This is a genomic window from Hanstruepera flava (assembly GCF_023634025.1).
Lineage (GTDB): Bacteria > Bacteroidota > Bacteroidia > Flavobacteriales > Flavobacteriaceae > Hanstruepera > Hanstruepera flava.
In genome coordinates this window covers 97,470-115,821 of the sequence record NZ_JALJCW010000004.1, presented here as the reverse complement: position 1 = coordinate 115,821, position 18,352 = coordinate 97,470, and the positions used below count along the sequence as shown (strand labels likewise).

Annotated in this window: 17 protein-coding genes; 9 read left to right on the top strand and 8 right to left on the bottom strand. The window is 34.3% G+C overall.

All coding sequences use genetic code 11. From position 1 onward, the window contains the following. Positions 1 to 89 precede the first annotated feature (89 nt). From MTX13_RS12650 to MTX13_RS12630, 5 genes are all read right to left on the bottom strand, one after another. Entirely contained in the window at positions 90 to 2,384 is a 2,295-nt protein-coding gene (locus MTX13_RS12650) for a type IA DNA topoisomerase (protein WP_250436110.1), read from the bottom strand. Between the two features lie 73 nt (positions 2,385 to 2,457). Then, positions 2,458 to 3,855, bottom strand: a complete 1,398-nt coding sequence (locus tag MTX13_RS12645) for a TolC family protein (RefSeq protein ID WP_250436108.1) — start codon at positions 3,853 to 3,855, stop codon at positions 2,458 to 2,460. A gap of 4 nt (positions 3,856 to 3,859) precedes the next feature. Continuing rightward, positions 3,860 to 5,212: an HlyD family secretion protein gene (locus MTX13_RS12640; protein ID WP_250436100.1), complete on the bottom strand. Its 1,353-nt coding sequence runs from the start codon at positions 5,210 to 5,212 to the stop codon at positions 3,860 to 3,862. Between the two features lie 12 nt (positions 5,213 to 5,224). Continuing rightward, positions 5,225 to 6,883 carry a peptidase domain-containing ABC transporter gene (locus MTX13_RS12635; RefSeq protein ID WP_250436098.1) on the bottom strand — a complete coding sequence of 553 codons (1,659 nt, stop codon included), beginning with the start codon at positions 6,881 to 6,883 and terminating at the stop codon, positions 5,225 to 5,227. A 2-nt stretch (positions 6,884 to 6,885) separates the two neighbouring features. After that, on the bottom strand, positions 6,886 to 7,560 hold the full coding sequence (locus MTX13_RS12630) for a TetR/AcrR family transcriptional regulator (RefSeq protein WP_250436080.1): 675 nt from the start codon (positions 7,558 to 7,560) through the stop codon (positions 6,886 to 6,888). Positions 7,561 to 7,693: 133 nt separating this feature from the next. Here MTX13_RS12630 and MTX13_RS12625 point away from each other — a divergent pair, with 133 nt between their 5' ends. Genes MTX13_RS12625 through arsB form a run of 5 tightly spaced genes read left to right on the top strand, consistent with a single transcriptional unit; the run spans position 7,694 to position 10,678 of the window. After that, entirely contained in the window at positions 7,694 to 8,026 is a 333-nt protein-coding gene (locus MTX13_RS12625) for an ArsR/SmtB family transcription factor (protein ID WP_250436078.1), read from the top strand. A 20-nt stretch (positions 8,027 to 8,046) separates the two neighbouring features. Beyond that, the gene (locus tag MTX13_RS12620) at positions 8,047 to 8,520 is read left to right on the top strand and encodes a DUF6428 family protein (protein ID WP_250436061.1); all 474 of its coding nucleotides are present in this window, start codon (positions 8,047 to 8,049) and stop codon (positions 8,518 to 8,520) included. 9 nt (positions 8,521 to 8,529) lie between these two features. After that, positions 8,530 to 9,018, top strand: a complete 489-nt coding sequence (locus MTX13_RS12615; RefSeq protein WP_250436059.1) for a GNAT family N-acetyltransferase — start codon at positions 8,530 to 8,532, stop codon at positions 9,016 to 9,018. A gap of 11 nt (positions 9,019 to 9,029) precedes the next feature. Further along, a complete protein-coding gene (locus tag MTX13_RS12610; protein WP_250436056.1) occupies positions 9,030 to 9,647 on the top strand; it encodes an arsenate-mycothiol transferase ArsC in 618 nt (205 codons plus the stop codon). Beyond that, entirely contained in the window at positions 9,644 to 10,678 is a 1,035-nt protein-coding gene (arsB, locus tag MTX13_RS12605; RefSeq protein ID WP_250436054.1) for an ACR3 family arsenite efflux transporter, read from the top strand. Before MTX13_RS12610 ends, arsB begins: the two co-directional genes overlap by 4 nt. Positions 10,679 to 10,683: 5 nt before the next feature. Here the strand turns inward: arsB and MTX13_RS12600 are convergent, their stop codons facing one another. Beyond that, the gene (locus tag MTX13_RS12600) at positions 10,684 to 11,607 is read right to left on the bottom strand and encodes a peptidoglycan DD-metalloendopeptidase family protein (protein ID WP_250436053.1); all 924 of its coding nucleotides are present in this window, start codon (positions 11,605 to 11,607) and stop codon (positions 10,684 to 10,686) included. 298 nt (positions 11,608 to 11,905) lie between these two features. Here MTX13_RS12600 and MTX13_RS12595 point away from each other — a divergent pair, with 298 nt between their 5' ends. The 3 genes from MTX13_RS12595 (at position 11,906) to MTX13_RS12585 (ending at position 15,216) form a co-directional block, all read left to right on the top strand. Next, the gene (locus tag MTX13_RS12595) at positions 11,906 to 12,535 is read left to right on the top strand and encodes a dioxygenase family protein (protein WP_250436051.1); all 630 of its coding nucleotides are present in this window, start codon (positions 11,906 to 11,908) and stop codon (positions 12,533 to 12,535) included. A 171-nt stretch (positions 12,536 to 12,706) separates the two neighbouring features. After that, complete coding sequence (locus MTX13_RS12590) at positions 12,707 to 14,824, top strand: elongation factor G (RefSeq protein WP_250436049.1); 2,118 nt, start codon at positions 12,707 to 12,709, stop codon at positions 14,822 to 14,824. A gap of 11 nt (positions 14,825 to 14,835) precedes the next feature. Further along, complete coding sequence (locus MTX13_RS12585) at positions 14,836 to 15,216, top strand: hypothetical protein (RefSeq protein WP_223034423.1); 381 nt, start codon at positions 14,836 to 14,838, stop codon at positions 15,214 to 15,216. Positions 15,217 to 15,274: 58 nt separating this feature from the next. Here the strand turns inward: MTX13_RS12585 and MTX13_RS12580 are convergent, their stop codons facing one another. Together MTX13_RS12580 and MTX13_RS12575 are read right to left on the bottom strand one after the other, a co-directional pair. Next, positions 15,275 to 16,735 (bottom strand): serine hydrolase, encoded by a 1,461-nt coding sequence (locus MTX13_RS12580; RefSeq protein ID WP_250436048.1) that lies wholly within the window; start codon positions 16,733 to 16,735, stop codon positions 15,275 to 15,277. 35 nt (positions 16,736 to 16,770) lie between these two features. Further along, positions 16,771 to 17,352: a hypothetical protein gene (locus MTX13_RS12575; protein WP_250436046.1), complete on the bottom strand. Its 582-nt coding sequence runs from the start codon at positions 17,350 to 17,352 to the stop codon at positions 16,771 to 16,773. A 125-nt stretch (positions 17,353 to 17,477) separates the two neighbouring features. Between MTX13_RS12575 and MTX13_RS12570 the strand changes: the two genes are divergently transcribed. Continuing rightward, entirely contained in the window at positions 17,478 to 18,341 is an 864-nt protein-coding gene (locus tag MTX13_RS12570; protein ID WP_250436044.1) for a winged helix-turn-helix domain-containing protein, read from the top strand. Positions 18,342 to 18,352: the final 11 nt, after the last annotated feature.

Here is an 18,352-nt window from a genome sequence, read left to right as displayed (position 1 = left end):
AATTGATTAATCATATCGATAGATTTTGTAATTAACTGACTGTAAATTTACAACGTGAGTCTTGTCATAAAAATGACATTTATCACATTTTACTTTATGGGTTTAGAAATTATATCGTAGACCAATTCTTTGGTTAGCTTTTTTCCATTGGCAAACTGCTTAATGGTCTCAAAAGAAAAAACAAAATCACAACCCATGTTATATTCAGAACAACCATAGGCTGTTTTGCCTTTTATAACAGTGCCTTTTTTACATTTTGGACAGGAGATTTTATCAGGTATACGGTGTTCTGCCTTTTTGAGCTCTAGCTTTAAGTTGAAATTATCATCAAAACGCAATAAGCCTTCAACGGCTCCTGAATCTGTTTTAAAGCCTTTAAGGTTTACAGTAGATCCTTTATCCAATAATCTAATAAATTGTTTTTCAGATATGCGTTTTTCTTTATATTTAAATGGAAGTACAAAGTTACAGCCCGTTTTATATGCTGAACAGCCATAAGCCTTTTTCCCTTTTAAAATAATACCTTGTTTACATTTTGGGCAGGATTTTCCAGCTAATTCTTTTGTGGTTTTTTGAGTTGATTTTGAATTGGAGATTTTAGCCTTATTATTAATATGCGTAATATTGGCGCGTTTGGTTTCACTACGAACTTCATAGACCAAATCGTCAACCATTTGCTTCATGTTTCTAATAAATTCACTGGCGCTATAGGTCCCTTTTTCTATATCCTTTAATTGCTTTTCCCAAGTTCCTGTTAGTTCAGCAGATTTTAAAAGGTCATTTTGTATGGTGTCAATTAACTGAATGCCTGTTACCGTTGGCAAGATTTGTTTTTTATTCCTCTTGATATATTTTCGCCTGAATAGGGTTTCAATAATATTGGCTCGTGTTGATGGTCGTCCAATACCATTTTCTTTCATTAAATCACGAAGTTCATCATCATCAACTTGTTTACCTGCCGTTTCCATGGCACGTAGGAGAGAGGCTTCCGTAAATTGATTTGGTGGTTTGGTTTGCTTTTCTAGAAACGAAGGCTCATGTGGGCCTTCTTCACCTTTGATAAATGTAGGTAGAATCCCAGATTCTTTTTTTGTTGTGTTTTCAGTTTCAAAAACAATGCGCCATCCTTTTTCAAGTATTTCCTTTCCAGTTGCTTTAAAATTTACGTCGGCAGCTTTTCCAATTACTGTTGTATTGGAAACCGAACAGTCATCGTAAAATACAGCAATTAAACGTTTTACAATAATATCATACACCTGTTGCTGATTGTATTGCAAACTGGTTTGCATACCAGTAGGGATAATGGCATGGTGATCGGTTACTTTTTTATCGTTAAAGACTTTGCTGGACTTCTTGATTTTTTTACCCAAAAGTGGTTGAATCAAATTACTATAATGAGTTAGCTTCTGTAAAATACCTGGGACTTTTGGATATATGTCATTAGGTAAAAATGTGGTATCAACCCTTGGATAGGTAACCACTTTCATTTCATATAAACGTTGAACTATCTTTAAGGTCTCTTCAGCTGAAAACCCAAACTTGGTATTACAATAAACTTGTAATCCTGTTAAATCGAATAATTTTGGAGCATATTCCTTACCTTTCTTTTTGGTTATAGATATAATTTCGAAATTTTCTTCCTTGACTTTATCAGCTAAAGTTTGACCTTCTTCCATTTTAGTAAATCGCCCATCTTCATACGCAAATAAAGTATCACGATACAATGTCTGTAACTCCCAATAGGGTTGTGGCGTAAAATTTTCAATGTCCTTAAACCGATTCACCACCATAGCCAAGGTTGGTGTTTGTACACGTCCAATGGATAATACTTGTTTGTAGCCACCATGTTTAAGCGTATATAATCGTGTGGCATTCATACCTAACAGCCAATCTCCAATGGCACGAGAGAATCCAGCATAATATAGATTGTTGTAGTTTTCAGAAGATTTTAAATTATCAAAACCTTCTTTTATGGCTTCAGTAGTTAAAGATGAAATCCACAAGCGCTGCACCTTTCCCTTATAATTGGCTTGGTTAAGTACCCAACGCTGTATAAGTTCTCCTTCTTGGCCAGCATCACCACAATTAATGACAACATCGGCTTTTTCGAAGAGTGATTTTACTATGTTAAACTGTTTTTTTATTCCAGAATCACCTGCAATTTTAGTTTCAAATTTTTCAGGCAACATGGGTAAGTTGTTCAAATCCCAACGCTTCCAATGTGGTTTGTAGTCATTAGGTTCTTTAAGCGTACATAAATGTCCAAAAGTGTATGTTACTGCGTAGCCATTACCTTCAAAATAACCATCGTATTTAGTTTTTGCTCCTAAAACATTGGCAATTTCTCTGGCCACACTAGGCTTTTCTGCTATACAAACTTTCATTAAAAAGATTAGATTCTGAAAGCTGCAAAATAACAGTTTTTACTAAAATAACAGATGTATAACAACTACTTTTTTAGAAGGGCAAAGTCGATAGCACGTTAAATAATTTGGCTTTAGTTTCAAAGAATTTATATTCCAAATTTATGGCTTTCAATTTGGCATCAATTAATTTAGATTCACGGCTATTAACGAGGAAAATGGAGCTTTCACCTAAAAAGAATTTGCGCTCTTCTGCAGAAAGTAGTTTTTCATAATCGGTAACTATATCATTATTATATACATTTTGCACTTGAAATGAATCAAGTTCCTGATCTATGGCTGAAATTTTATTTTTAAGCGTCACTTTAGTAGCTTCAATTTCAAATTCAGTATCCTGCATTTTAAGATTTGCAAGTTTTATAGCGGCACGTTCCTTTCTCAAAAACAATGGCATACTAATATTTAAACCGCTTTTATAATTTGCTGTGTTAAAGGAATTAATAATCTCTGGTGTTTCAGATAAAAAATTGTATTCAAGATTCACTCTAGGTAATAAATTATTGGAAGCAAAGCGTCTCTCAATATCCAAACCTTCATATTTATAGTTTAATGATAACATTTTAGGATGTGTGTCAATATTAAATGTAGCCATATCAAACTCCGAAGTGCTTAATACAGCATCAATTTGCACACGTGTATTTACATCAGGTGTAATATTATCCTGTAATTCAATAGGTACATTGTTGTCCAGCCAAAGGTAGTTTGATAAATCAAGGCTTGCTTTTATGTAATTGATGCGTGCTTTTTCAAGATTTAGGCGCCTATCGTTAAGTGCTATTCTAGCTTCGGTTGTATCTATGGCAGCACGCTCACCAACCTCATAGCTTTTTTTAACGCCATTAAATCGAAACGAAGCGTTTTCAACAAAGTCATCAAAAACTTGTTTTTCGTTATAAGCTTTTAACCAATTGAAATATGTTACAGATGCTTGAAATAGTATATCATTGACCAGTAATTGCCTATCCATTTCGGCTTGTTTAACAAACAATTTCGCCTGCTTAAGCATATTCATGCGTTCATTCATTATCAACCCTTTGGCAATATCTATGGAAACACCAACACTATATAGTCCATCATCTGGTAATGTAGCTTCAGGGTTTAAATAAACACCTTCATTTTCTTCAAAATTTCCTTTGAATTCTACACCATACCACGTAGGAATCTTAAAAGTGGCGTTCAGTTTATCATAATACTCTGTATTCTTAAATTTCTTCCGATCATAATCTACTTCAATTTTGGGGTCGAAGGCTCCACGAGACTTTAATAGTTTTAATTCACTTTCGTTTACAATTAAATTGGCTTGCTTTACGATAGGATGAAAAGCTTTTACATAACCCAAATATTCTGACAATGTCAATATCGAATCAACGGGCTGTTGTGCAGATATATTCAAACTAAAACATAAGAAAATACTAAATACAATCTGTTTCATGGATTTATTTCTTTTTGTCTTTAGATTCTTTTATTTGGGGAGAGTAATAGTCAGGAGGGAAGCTGTTTAGCTGTCTCCAAACCTCATACCAAATAGGAACATCATTCAATAATGCAATAGTTCTAGCACCTGAACCAACGCGAATGGCTTCAGGCCACTCGTAATCTGTCTCATCTGGAGCTAATAACACGCGGTAACGACCATTATCGCTAATAAAATTTTCAATAGCCACAACTTTAGCACCATAGGTTCCATAGGAAACATTCGGCCAACCGCTAAACACAATGGCTGGCCAACCGTCAAATTGCACCCGAACTTTTTCACCTATATGTAGTAAAGGTAAATCTATAGGTCTAACATAAGTTTCAACTGCTAGTTCAAATTGTGAAGGCATAATGCCAACCAAGGCTTCACCTTCCTTGAAGGTTACACCAATACCACCTTGCAGCGCTTTATTAATAAAACCACTTTGAGGCGCAGTTACAAAGCGTAAATTATTTCGTTTCTGATAATTGGTATATTCGTTTTCCAGCTTTGTTACTTGAGCAGTTGCATCAAATTGATTGGATTGAGCCGTATACATATCACTTTGTGCTTTCGAGATTTTATCGGAATATTCAGCACGAATACGACCTATTTCTACTTCGGCATTAATAACTTCGTTAATACTGGCCAATAATTTATTTTCTTGTGAAATCAGCTTCGCTTGATTCTCTTGAAGCTTCAATCGTTTTTCTTCAACATCTTTAACAGCTTTCAATCCTTCTTCTTGAAGCGTGACGGTACGGTTGTATTGCCGTTCTGCAATGTCTATATTGGTTTTAGCCGCTTCAAAGTCTATACTGTCACTTTTTACCTTGAGTCTGGATTGTAAAAGCTTGTTTTCGGCTTGTTTAAGTTTTAATTGGCGTTCTTGCTGTAAAGCGATAATTTGATTGTTTAAAGCTTCCACCTTTCCTTTGTAGGCAGAAACAGACGACGTTTTGGCCGTAATTTGGTCACCTGTTCGCTCTACCAATTGGTCATCAAAATACTCACTTTTAATTTCAGAGATTCTCAAAATGGTATCACCTTTATTAACGAAATCACCCTCTTGTACAAACCATTCCTCAATTCTACCAGGTATTTGCGATTGAATGGTTTGTGGTCGTTGATTGGGTTTTAAAGTGGTAACTTGCCCCTGACCAGTTATGTTTTGGGTCCAAGGCAAAAAGAGGATGATAATGATGATTATTGCAAATGCCAATAAAAACTTATTGAGCACCTTATAATAGCTCTTGTTAAATACCATTTTGCCAGATTTAAAATCTGTTAGTGGAATTATTTTGTGCAGTTTATTATTAGAAATGTTTAGCATAACACGTTGTTATTATTTTTTAATTTCACCATTAACAAGTTCTATAGACTTGTGACATTTAGTTTCCCATTCTCTATTTCTACTCACCACAATCAAGGTCCAAGGATGTTGGTCACTAGTTAAATAGTTAATAATTTTTGTAGTTTCTTCAACACTAAATTGGTCTAACGGATCTTCCAAAATTAGAACCTGTGGTTGCATGACTATAGCTCTAGCCAGTATTATTTTCTTGGAAGTGGTGTATGACATTTGTCTACCTTCTGGGTGCAAAATGGTTTGCAATCCATCCTCTTGTTCCTTTATAAATTCAGAAAGCCCAACATTCTCTAGCGCTTGGTAAATAGCATCATCAGAAATATTAGGGTTTCCAAAAGTGATGTTTTCTCTTATAGTACCAATGAAAGGGGTTTCTTCAGAAAGCGACATGCCTAAATGCGATCGATAATGATTGAGGTTGATGCTTTTTAGTGCATGGTTATTAACAATAACTTGTCCGCTTGTTGGTTTAATAACTCCAGAAATTAATCGTAACAAACTAGATTTACCAGAGCTACTTTCGCCTCTAACTACAATTCTGCTCTTACTCGGTATATGTAAACTAATATTTTTTAAAATAGCCTTTTCACGGTTTTTAACACTATATGTTACATCATTAAGTTCGATATCCAATTTATTATTGAAATCTGGCATTTCACCGTCTTGAGATTCTAATTTCTTGTCTACAACTTGCCCTAATTTCTCAATAGATGTAAGGATATCGTAAAAAGGTTCAAGTCCTAATATTAATTTTTCAACAGAAGCTATTACCAAAAGAATAATAATTTCTGCTGCAACAAACTGACCGATGTTCATTTCCTGATTCAAAACCAAAGCACCACCAATTAGCAAGAGACCTGCAGTAATAACCACCTTAAAACTTATCATTTGTAAAAACTGAATAATCAATATCCTAAAATGACTTTCTCGAGCTTTTAAATAATCAGAAACGTAAGCATCGTTTTTAGTAACAGCCAAATTGGTATTGCCAGAAAGTTTGAAACTTACAATAGTTCGTGCGACTTCCTGTATCCAATGCGCAACCATGTATTTGTGTCGTGATTCTTCCAAACTGGTTTCCAAACCACGTCTGGCAGTAAACTTAAATACGACATAAACAAGCAATAGTAAAGCCAATCCAAAGACAATGAAAAATGGGTGGTAAAATGATAACAGTATTAAAGCAAAAACTATTTGCAATAGAGCAGTAGGGACATCTATTAATATTTTGGACAACCCCTTTTGAATGGTTAACGTATCAAAAAACCGATTGGCGAGCTCTGGCGGATAATAATTTCGAAGTTCACTCATTCTAATCTTTGGAAACCGATAGCTAAACTCAAAGGAAGCTCGAGTAAAAATACGCTGCTGAACGGTTTCAATTATGCGCAGTTGCATAACCTGAAGTGCTCCTGAAAAAACCACGCCCAGAGTGACTAATATGACCAAAACAATCCATGAGGTAGACACTTGGGCACCTTGTATAAGATTAATAATAGCCTGAATTCCCAATGGAAGGGAAAGTGACACTATTCCAGAAAAAATAGCATAGTAAAATATTTGAAAAATATCTTTTTTCTCGAGTTGTAATAAACCCAAAAAACGATGCCAAGGTGTTAATTTATCATTGCTCATAACTATTTTTGTAAGGTGTCTAAAATAAGTTTGGTAAAAAAGGTTGTAGGTGTTCTTTGATCATTACAATTTGTCAAAGTCTTAAAATGATCTTTTAAAAAATGCTGATGTAGAGCACCTTCGGTAATAGTACTAGCTAAACTTAATGAATATTCATAGTTAGGATTAATCTCTAAAATAATATCATTAAGCCTACTAATTACGCGCTTGTAAACAATAAAGTAACCATCCTTGTTTTCCTGATCAACTTCCTTCGTTAAAAACGATTTTGAGTTTTCATTTACAATAATTCTGTGTAATGTAACTTCATTTATATGGGTATAGTTAGAATCTTCACTAACACTTCTGGTTACTATTTCTATTGCTTTTTCTAGTTTTTCTTTTAGGTCTGTAATATTATGGGTTTCAAATGCTAATTGGTATTCTATCCAAGCCCAATACCATGACGATAAATAGAGTAGGAGTTTATGCTTACTTTCAAAGTAACGATAAATTGAACTTTCATTGGATTTAATTTCTACTCCTAATTTCTTGAACGTAAAATGATCAAAACCAACTTCATCTATTAATTTAATACTATATTCAATTATGCGCTTACCTAGGTCAGATGTTTCTGGATCCTTAATATAGATCTTTTCTGGAACGACAATTTTAATATTTGATAATAAATTTTTCATATAAAATAACATATGGTGCAAATATAATAGTAATACTATTAATAAAGAAATTTTAACTTTTATTTATTATTTCTAATAATATTCTTTGAAGATATTAAATTATAATCGTAATATTGCAATAAATAAATTAAAGATGGGTATTACTAAGAAAGAAATATTTACAGAACAACAAAACAGGATAGCGTCATTGGCAAAAGCCATTGGGCATCCTGCTAGGGTAGCCATACTGCAACAGTTGTTTAAGTCTAACACCTGTATTTGTGGTGATTTGGTAAACGAAATTGGTTTAGCTCAACCTACTATTTCACAGCACTTGAAAGAGTTGAAAAATATGAAAATCATTAAGGGCAACATCGAAGGAACAAGTGTTTGTTATTGTATAGACCAAGAAACTTGGTCAGAAATTGAAACACTATTCCAAGCCTTTTTTACTCAAAAAGTAAATAGAGCAGGTGACTGCTGTTAAACACATATAAAATTATTATTATGAAACTATCAGAAATTAAAAATCATTTAAAAGATTTAAAAACCATTGGTTTTCAATTGCCAAATGGTGAATTGGTGGCGAGTCATTTTCACGTTACTGAAATAGGCAAAATAGATAAGAACTTTATTGATTGTGGTGGAACGGTTAGAAAAGAAGAGGTCATAAGTTTTCAATTGTGGGAAGCCAATGATTATAATCACAGACTACATCCTGAAAAACTAATACATATTATAGAACTTTCAGAGCGCGTATTGGAATTACCAGATTTAGAAATAGAAGTAGAGTATCAAGGCGATACCATTGGAAAATACGGATTGGATTTTGATGGGATTAATTTCTTGTTGACAACAAAAAAAACCGATTGTCTGGCAAAAGATAACTGCGGTATTCCGGTTTCTAAAGCAAAAGTTGCTCTGTCAGATTTAAAACAAGAAGTTGAAAGCTGTTGCACACCAGATTCAGGTTGCTCCTAATTGGAAAGCATGACATTTTCAATTATCAATAAAGAAAATTACCCTGAAGTCGCTCAAATTTATGAGTATGGCATTAATACTGGTTTAGCTACTTTTGAAACACAAATTCCTAATTGGTTTCAGTGGGACTCCAAATATTTACCCTTTGCTCGATTAGCTCTAGTAGCTCAAGGCCATATTGCTGGCTGGGCCGCTTTAAGTGCTGTTTCAAAACGAAAAGTTTATTCTGGGGTAGCAGAAGTTAGTGTTTATGTGTCTGAAAACTTTCAACAAAAAGGTGTTGGAACTATGCTTCTTAAAAAATTAATTCATGAAAGTGAATTAAACGGAATTTGGACGCTTCAATCTGGCATATTTAGTGATAATACTGCAAGTATTAAGATGCATGAAAAGTGTGGCTTTCGTACCATAGGTTACCGTCAGCGCATAGGACAATTGCGTGGCATTTGGTATGACAATATTATAATGGAAAAACGTAGTCAAGTAGTAGGAATTTAAAGAAAACAAAAATGATATATCAAAAAATTAAAGATAATATAGAGCGTTTAGATCTGTCAACCATGCGCTCCAATAGAACAGATGTACATAACCAACTCATTACATATATTCAAACAAAGGTTGATAATAATGAAGAGGTAAACCTTAACTTTATATGTACTCACAATTCAAGGCGTAGTCACTTGTCACAAATATGGGCTCAAACCATGGCTTCGTATTTCGGTATCCCAAATGTTAATTGCTATTCAGGAGGTACAGAGGCTACTGCCATGTTTCCTATGACAGCCCAAACTTTGCAAGATCAAGGGTTCATTTTTCAAACACTTACTGAAGGAGCAAACCCTGTTTATGCTATTAAATACAGTCCCAATAGGCAGCCAATTATTGGGTTTTCAAAAACATATTTTGATGACTTTAATCCATCATCAGATTTTGCAGCAGTTTTAACCTGTTCTGAAGCAGATGCCGACTGTCCGTTTATTCCAACTGCCGATGTTAGAATACCATTGACATTTGATGATCCAAAACTATTTGATGGAACACCGGAACAAGTAGAAAAATATAAAGAACGTAGTTTGCAAATAGCAACCGAATTGCATGCCATATTCTCTAAAATAAAAATGAAATGACACAGCAAAAAAGATTAGGATTTCTAAACCAATATTTAACGCTTTGGATTTTTCTTGCTATGGCTTTTGGAGTTGGTTTGGGTTATTTTATGCCCTCAATCCCAAACAAGATTAATGCTTTAAGCAGTGGAGCAACCAATATTCCCATTGCCATTGGCTTAATTTTAATGATGTATCCACCTCTGGCTAAAGTCAATTACGCTTTATTACCTAAAGTATTTTCTGATACCAAAACATTATCCATTTCTTTGATATTAAACTGGATTATTGGCCCTGTGCTTATGTTTGTTTTAGCCTTAATATTTTTGCAGGATTATCCAGAATACATGGTTGGGTTAATTTTAATAGGCTTGGCCAGATGTATTGCAATGGTTTTAGTTTGGAATGATCTTGCAGAAGGTAGTAGTGAATATGGAGCGGGTTTAGTGGCCTTAAATAGCATTTTTCAAGTATTTGCTTATAGTTTTTATGCTTGGCTATTTATAACGGTATTACCTCCTTACTTTGGGTTTGACGGAGCTATTGTAGATATTTCAATTACTACAGTTGCTGAAAGTGTGGCCATTTATTTGGGAATACCATTTTTGATGGGCATTTTAAGTAGATTGATTTTAGTTCGTGTAAAAGGAGAGCAGTGGTATACTGAAACTTTTATACCAACCATTTCGCCACTGACCTTGGTAGCCTTATTATTTACTATAATCGTTATGTTTTCACTTAAGGGTGAACTAATTGTAGGGATTCCAATGGATATCGTCATTATAGCAATACCACTGATTATTTATTTTGTTATTATGTTTTTAATTGGCTTTGGAGTTAGTAAAGCAATGGGTGCACCTTACGATAAAAATGCAGCTATCGCTTTTACAGCAGCCGGTAATAACTTTGAATTAGCCATTGCTGTTGCTATTGCTGTTTTTGGTTTAAACTCGGGGCAAGCATTTGCAGGAGTGGTAGGACCATTAATTGAAGTTCCCGCTTTAATCTTGTTAGTACGTGTGGCCTTTTGGTTACGTAAAAAATACTATTAAAACAACTAAAGTGTTTTTTCAATAACCAACTTTTGCCCAATACGTAATGTAGAATTTCTACGAATGTGGTTTGATTTGCATAGAGCAGCGATACTCACATTATTTCGTGCAGATATTCTAGATAACGTATCACCTTTGCGTACAACATAAACTTCTGTAGGCTTTTCAAGGTAGGCTTCCAGTTCTTCTTCGGTAGTCAACAGTTCCAGTTTACTTTGGCGACGACTACTGTGTAATTCTGGACGTGTCCATTTTTTGGTTACCCATAATTCTGATGCATTGACATCGTTATTGTTATCAAACTTTAAGAGGTATTCCGGATTGATATGAACACCATTGTAGGTCATCTCTAAATGCAAATGGCTACCACGAGCATTACCCGAACGACCACCTTTACCCAGAAAATCACCTGCCTTTACAGTATCGTTAGCTTTTACGCCATAACTAGATAAATGCGCATATAGGGTTTCAACACCATTGTAATGTCTTACAACAACAGTGCGTCCATGTCCTGAACTATAGTTGGCAAAGCGTACAATACCATCAAACATAGCAAAAAGACTGTCGCCTGTTATCAAGTCAATATCAATACCTCTGTGTGCGCGACCCCAACGCCAACCAAAGCGAGAGGTAATAACTTTGTCTCTTCCAATAGGTGAAACATAATTAGAGTCTTGGAAAGTAATCTGTAAAGGGAACGTTGCTTTAGTATCGTAATCAATCTTTACGTGTTCAGTATCCCAGTTTTTAGCAGTAATGTCAAATGCTGATAACTGATCTTCGGATTGTACTTCTTGAGAAAATTGCTGATTTTCAATATCCTCAAAAAGTTCTAATAATTTATCTGCTTTTTTAAACTCAGGGCTACTTTGGGCAAAACTTGTTAGTACTGAACCAACTATAAGTAGGCTAAAAAAAAGTGATTTCATTTGCTATTAATCTTATTCTATATTGATTGATGATGTGTCGATTTTTAAATTTTCAATCGACGAAATTAAAAAAATAAACGATAAAGTGTGTTAATGTATTGTTAGAATAGTAAAAATTAACATTTTAACACCTTCTTCCTAGTTTAAATTATTGGTTTACTTTAAATTATAATAGTCATTCATCGAAGATTTTTACAACTAAATTCCTTTTGTCGTAATATTTTTAAGTTCACATGATTTTTTAGGTTCAAACCTATTGAAGCGCTTAATTTTGAGGGAATTATAAAAGTTAAGCTCCATGAAAAAAATAATCCTACTTTTAGTCTGCCTGTTTGTTTCAATAGTTTTTCATCAGTTGAGTGCACAAGATGCAGCTTCTAATGTTTTAGAAGAAGTGCCTTTCGATTATTTACATAGAAGCCCAATCTATGATTATGATGTCACTACATTAAGCAATGTAGATACCATACCTACTTACGAAACGCAGGAAAACAAACTTAAAATAACGGGAACCATTTATAAAAGTGATGGTCTAACACCTGCAAAAGATGTTATTCTGTTTATTTGGCATCAAGACCAAGATGGTTATTTTGATATGAAAACCAAAGACGATAAACGCTATGTTTATAATAGAGGTTGGATTAAAACAGATGCAGACGGCAAGTATACCTTCTACACATTTGTACCTGGTTCTTATCCCCATAGTCGCGAAAAGCGTATAATTCATGCTGAAATTAAGGAAGCTGGTAAACCAGAATACGCATTAAACGCATGGTTATTTGATGATGATCCCTTTTTAACAAAGGCTTGTCGTAAAAAATTAAATAAAAAAGGCATAAACAACATCCTTAAAACACCCAAAAAAGGAGATATTTATGTAGCTGAATACGATATTGTTTTACCGAATTTAACTTCAGAAAGTAAATAGGTTTTAGTTGTAGTTTTTTTAAAGGGCTGATTATTAATTAAATATAATCAGCCCTTTTTGCATTTAAAAAATAAAAAACCTAACTTATGTCATGTTTTATGGTTCAGACAATCAATATCTTTATTACCATTAAAACTACACACCAATTTTCTTAATTAAAACATACAACTTATGAAAGTATTTGACGATAAGCACATCAAAAATGTGGCCTTCGTAGGTACACATCGCTCAGGAAAAACAACCCTGTCTGAAACCATGCTCTTTGAGGCTGGTCTAATAAACAGAAGAGGCACTGTAGAGCAGCAAAACACAGTTTCCGATTACCATGAATTTGAGCACCAACGCGGTGCTTCTATTTTTGCTACCCCTTTGCATACAGAATGGCGCAACTATAAAATCAATATTATAGATACACCAGGCCTAGACGATTTTATTGGAGAAATTATGTCTTCCATTCGTGTGGCAGATACCATTGTTACAGTTATTAATGCAAAGCATGGTGCAGACATTGGTACAGAAATAATTTGGAACTATGTAGATCGCTACCACAAACCTACATTATTTGTTATTAATAAAATTGATAGTGAAAAGGCCGATTACGACATGAGCGTTAATAGCTTAAAAGAACTCGTGGGAAATAATGCTGTGCTCATTCAATACCCAATTAAGATAGATGGCGCACAATGCATTATTGATGTTCTTAAGATGAAATGCTATAAGTTTAAACCCGAAGGAGGGAAGCCCGAAAAATTAGCTATTCCAGAAGATCAATTAGACTATGCCAATAAATTGCATAACGAATTGGTTGAAAAAGCAGCTGAAAACGATGAGGAACTTATGGAGCTGTATTTTGATAAGGGAACTCTTAATGAAGATGAACTGCGTAAAGGCATTAAGTTAGGAATGCTTAACCACGACGTATTCCCAGTATTTTGCGTTTCGGCATTAAACGACATGGGAACAGGTCGTTTAATGGGCTTTATTGATAATGTAGCTCCTGCTGCAGCCGATTTAAAACCCGAACAGACACGAGATGGAAAAATATTAAACCCTACAAAAGAAGCTGAAACAGCATTGTTTGTTTTTAAAACCGTTTATCAGCCTAATTTAGGCCAAATTACATTTTTTAAAGTCATGTCTGGCGAGATAAACGTTAACGATAAGTTGTATAATGCACGGACAGGCGATTTAGAAACGCTTAATCAATTATATATCATGGATGGCAAGCAAAAGCATGCCGTTCAAAAACTAACCGTTGGAGATATTGGTGCAACTACTAAATTAAAGTTCACTAATACCAATGATACATTAGCCCAATCTGAAAGTGCAGGTATTATTAGACCAATTAAATTTCCGCAACCACGTTTGGTAAAGGCTGTGTTTGCAGAGAGTAATACCGAAGACGAAAAGTTAAGTGATGCCTTAAAACGCATTCATAGTCAGGATTTAACAGTAGATGTCAAGTACAATAAGGAAACACACCAAACATTAGTCGGTACTCAAGGTGAATTACATTTAGCTACACTAATCTGGATTTTAGAAAATATATACGATGTGAAAGCCCGATTCGAAACACCTAAAATATCTTACAGAGAAACTATTCAGCGTAGTGCCACAGCTAATTATAGACACAAAAAGCAAAGCGGTGGTTCTGGTCAATTTGGTCAGGTTCATTTAAAGATAGACCCGTATTATGAAGGTATGCCAGACCCTGAAGGGTTTTCGCTGCGTGGTAAGGAAGAAGTAAACTTACCATGGGGTGGAAAGCTGGTGTTTTACAACTGTATAGTGGGTGGTGTTATAGATCAAAGGTATTTACCATCTATTATGAAAGGTATTTTAGAGGTCATGGAATCTGGACCATTAACTGATTCATTTATTAGAGACGTGCGTGTTATGGTCTACGACGGCAAGATGCATCCAGTAGATTCAAATGATATATCGTTTAAAATAGCTGGTTCCCATGCATTTAAGGAAGCCTTTTTAAATGCCAAACCAAAATTATTGGAGCCTATTGAAAAAATGACCTTACGCGTTCCTGAAGAAATGATTGGTAACGTTATGACCGAACTACAAAGCAGACGCGCAATTATTCAAGGCATAGAATCTGAAGCACATTACCAGCAGTTAAAATGTAATATCCCAAGTGCAGAATTAACTGATTTCTCATCTCAATTACGTTCATTAACGCAAGGTAGGGCAACTTACACGTCAGAATTTGAAAATTATAGTGCTGTGCCTGTTCATGTGCAAAAAGAAATAGTCAAACAAGAAGTAATAACCTCATAAAACATATTATCATGCAAGAAAAAATAATGTATTTAAGCGACTTGAAGTTTAATATTGAAACTTGGAGACGTGAGTTAAGATTTCATTTTACTGAAATGGATACCTTTCAGGAAAAGCTTGAAGAAGTGGTTCAATATAAGCAAGATCCAATTGCACTTAAAAAATTAGAAGTGTTTCAAAACCGTATTATGATTGAAAAAGATGCCATCTCCAAGTTACTGCATCGTTGTCGCAACAAAATGGTAGCTATCAATAATGCTGATATTGGTGAAACTATTGATGGTCGTTTATCTAATGAACAGCGTCCATTACGCGAAGATATGCGCACATATATAAAATTGCATTACGATCTTAAGGAAGAAATGATGGACTTCTTTAGAGAAGTACTATAGCGTAATCGTTCAATAGATAAAAAGCCACCTTAAATAAGGTGGCTTTTTTTTATTATACTTATTCTTTCTGTAGCTTTTTAAGCATAGCTTCAGCATTGTGGTTATTGGGGTTTAGTTTTAACGATTTTTTATAGTTTTTAATAGCATCTTCGTTTCGCCCTAAAGCCATTAAAGCTTCAGCATAACTGTCATAGGGATTATCCTTATCAGGAAAAACGTCTATACTCAATTTAAATATATCAGCCGCATATTGAGCATTTCCAGCTTGCAAATATTTATAGCCTGCAACAATAAGTTCTTGTTCACTTATATAATAATCCGGATGGTCTTGATGCGTTTTATAAAATGAAATCCCAGCTTCAATACCATCGTTATCAATAGCTTGAGACATAAACTTGGCCAAAGGCATTTTTGGAAAATCATAGGTTTCATCATACAAAATACCTGTAATTGCAGTGGTCATAGTATTTAAAAAGGCACGTCGTGTGTTATTCAAAAAAATAATTGTTGAATTACTAGAGGGAATTATAGTGTATAATGCACAAAAACCATCAATTGCTCCGCTGTGCCCATAAGTTTCTATCATTTTTTCAGAATTACCAATAGGTTTTTCCAATACTTCAAAACCGTAACCATAATAGCCACCATATCCGGGATCAGCAATATGTTCTTTTTTCATTAGATCGCAATAGGCTTTTGGTAGTATTTTATTAGTATTAAGGGCTTGATTAAATATATAAAGATCCTCAACTGTTGAATAAATACCTCCTGAAGCATAAGCCAAAGATTTATAATTCCGCTCAATATTAAAGTAATCTCCAAAACCTTTATAGTAACCCGATGCCATTTGTTTAATAATAGTTCTATTATGGAATAGTCCAGAGTTTTTCATACCAAGTGGTTCAAAAATTCGGTCTTCTAATGCGTCTTCATAGGACATGCCTGTTTGGGTTTCTATTAAATAGCCTAAAAGATTATAGCCTGAATTGCTATATTTAAACGCTTCACCTGCAGCAAATTCTAATGGCATAGTTGCAATATCAACCATCATTTCTTTAGGGTTATTCCCTTGCTGGGTGCTAGTAAAACTTCTTGATAAACCAGATGAATGAGTAAGAAGGTGATGAACAGTTATACTATCGCCACTTGTATTGGGATATAACGGCAAGTAGGTTGAAATAGGTTCATGCAGATCTATCGAGCCCTCAGACGCCAACTGCATTATTAAAAACGACGTAAATGGCTTTGTAACCGATGCTATTTGAAACTTGGTATCAGCAGCATTGGGAATATCCCATTCCTTGTTCGCAAAACCATACCCTTTTTTTAAAATAACCTTACCTTCATGAGCAACCAGAACAGATCCATTAAAGCCTTCATAATCGGCATACAAGCTAATTAATGAATCTATTTTATGGGCTTTATCATCTGTCGATGGGGCACTCGTTGTCTCTTGACTACAGGAAGAGCCCATAACAAGTAGGTTTAATGTGATAATTAATACAGTAAGTCTCTTCATGTTAATCTTCAGTTTTTCTATGGTAGATTTAGAAATTAACATCCAAAAAATTCAAATTGTAAAGCATCATCAACTTGTTTGATAACAAATGGTACTTTTTCTAACGTGCAGGCAGGCTCAATAGTAAATTGAATATAGCCCATAACCTCAAAAGCATCGCTATTGTTTAATCGTATTTGTTGGGTATATGTTGTGTTTTCTCTTACCCAATTTACTGTACCATTTATAAATGGATGTAAATCGATTTCTTCTACAGAAAGTGGCGACTCAATAAGATTCCCTACTAAATTAAAATCAGAGTTCTTATCTATTACCACAGTGAATTTACCTTTAAAGTCCCTTTTTGCGTTAGGTGATACAAAATGGCCACCAGTTTTCAATCGCATATCTATAATTAAATCATGTAAATCATTACCATGGGAAAGTGTAGTGAATTTCACGGCGTATAATTCATTTTCAAAGTCAGGCTTATTGAAAACAGAATACAAAAGCGGATTGTTTTCTGCGCTAATATCGTCGGTATGTTTTACTACTATTGCAAGCTCTTCGAGCTTTTCGGTTTTGGTTGTACAACTAGTTACAAGTACAAGTACGAGAATAAAAAGATATTTGTTCATAATATTACTATTTTTAAATTCATTCGTAAAACTAGCTGTAACAAGTGTTTAAAGTGTCAAAAAAATGTAAAAGAAGTGTCAAGAGTTGTAAAAAGTCCTATAATTGTCTGTAATTTACCAGTGTTATGAGTAAAAAAGGTATTTATATTAGTATAGGCTTGATTGCCATTGTTTTATCGGTTTACAATTTATCAAGCCTTGAAACAAATCCAGTAACATTTTCTGAAAAAGTAAAATTGGCATTACGCGATGCAGGTAATCAATTATTATTAAATCATCAAGATTCAACATCGGTAGTATTGCCCATTAAGGAACTGCAACCGTTAAAATATGAACTGTCGTTTGAAAAGTCCTTGATTATTGAACCCGATAGTTTAGTTGATATTTTAGATAGGAGCATTAAAAAAGCCCAACTTCCTGATGAATATCTAACAGAGGTTTTACAATGTGTAGACCAAGAAGTCGCCTATAGTTTTGACATGAAAAAAAGTGTGGATACCGATATTATACCCTGTGGCACTCGGGATCTACCCAAAAACTGCTACACCATAACGGTTCGCTTTACGGGTAATCCAGAAGAATTAAGTAATAATACAATTTGGTGGTACTTCTTGCTTATTTTAGGGTTTGTACTTATAGCTTTAGGTTTTATTAAAGGAAGGTCTAAAACAGTAGAAACTGTTGAAAATAATAACCATATAACCATTGGCAGTTTCTATTTTTATCCTGAACAAAACAAGTTGGTAAAGCAAGCCACAGAAATAAGCCTCTCTAAAAAGGAGTGTGAAATATTGGCCATGTTTGTTGAGCGTCCTAACGAAATTATCAAGCGTGATGAGCTTACCAAAGCGGTATGGGAAGATAATGGCGTTTTTGTAGGACGCAGTTTGGATACCTACATTTCTAAATTGCGTAAAAAACTTAAAGACGATAAAAGCATTAAATTAACTAATGTACATGGCGTAGGTTATAAACTAGAAGTTAATTAATCATTTAGGTT

Coding starts and splice junctions, on each gene's coding strand:
- MTX13_RS12620 (WP_250436061.1), top strand. CDS start 8,047: ATGAAACTATCAGAAATTAAAAATCATTTAAAAGATTTAAAAACCATT.
- MTX13_RS12615 (WP_250436059.1), top strand. CDS start 8,530: ATGACATTTTCAATTATCAATAAAGAAAATTACCCTGAAGTCGCTCAA.
- MTX13_RS12650 (WP_250436110.1), bottom strand. CDS start 2,384: ATGAAAGTTTGTATAGCAGAAAAGCCTAGTGTGGCCAGAGAAATTGCC.
- MTX13_RS12590 (WP_250436049.1), top strand. CDS start 12,707: ATGAAAGTATTTGACGATAAGCACATCAAAAATGTGGCCTTCGTAGGT.
- MTX13_RS12630 (WP_250436080.1), bottom strand. CDS start 7,560: ATGAAAAATTTATTATCAAATATTAAAATTGTCGTTCCAGAAAAGATC.
- MTX13_RS12580 (WP_250436048.1), bottom strand. CDS start 16,735: ATGAAGAGACTTACTGTATTAATTATCACATTAAACCTACTTGTTATG.
- MTX13_RS12600 (WP_250436053.1), bottom strand. CDS start 11,607: ATGAAATCACTTTTTTTTAGCCTACTTATAGTTGGTTCAGTACTAACA.
- MTX13_RS12625 (WP_250436078.1), top strand. CDS start 7,694: ATGGGTATTACTAAGAAAGAAATATTTACAGAACAACAAAACAGGATA.
- MTX13_RS12635 (WP_250436098.1), bottom strand. CDS start 6,883: ATGAGCAATGATAAATTAACACCTTGGCATCGTTTTTTGGGTTTATTA.
- MTX13_RS12575 (WP_250436046.1), bottom strand. CDS start 17,352: ATGAACAAATATCTTTTTATTCTCGTACTTGTACTTGTAACTAGTTGT.
- MTX13_RS12640 (WP_250436100.1), bottom strand. CDS start 5,212: ATGCTAAACATTTCTAATAATAAACTGCACAAAATAATTCCACTAACA.
- MTX13_RS12570 (WP_250436044.1), top strand. CDS start 17,478: ATGAGTAAAAAAGGTATTTATATTAGTATAGGCTTGATTGCCATTGTT.
- MTX13_RS12595 (WP_250436051.1), top strand. CDS start 11,906: ATGAAAAAAATAATCCTACTTTTAGTCTGCCTGTTTGTTTCAATAGTT.
- MTX13_RS12645 (WP_250436108.1), bottom strand. CDS start 3,855: ATGAAACAGATTGTATTTAGTATTTTCTTATGTTTTAGTTTGAATATA.
- MTX13_RS12585 (WP_223034423.1), top strand. CDS start 14,836: ATGCAAGAAAAAATAATGTATTTAAGCGACTTGAAGTTTAATATTGAA.
- MTX13_RS12610 (WP_250436056.1), top strand. CDS start 9,030: ATGATATATCAAAAAATTAAAGATAATATAGAGCGTTTAGATCTGTCA.
- arsB (WP_250436054.1), top strand. CDS start 9,644: ATGACACAGCAAAAAAGATTAGGATTTCTAAACCAATATTTAACGCTT.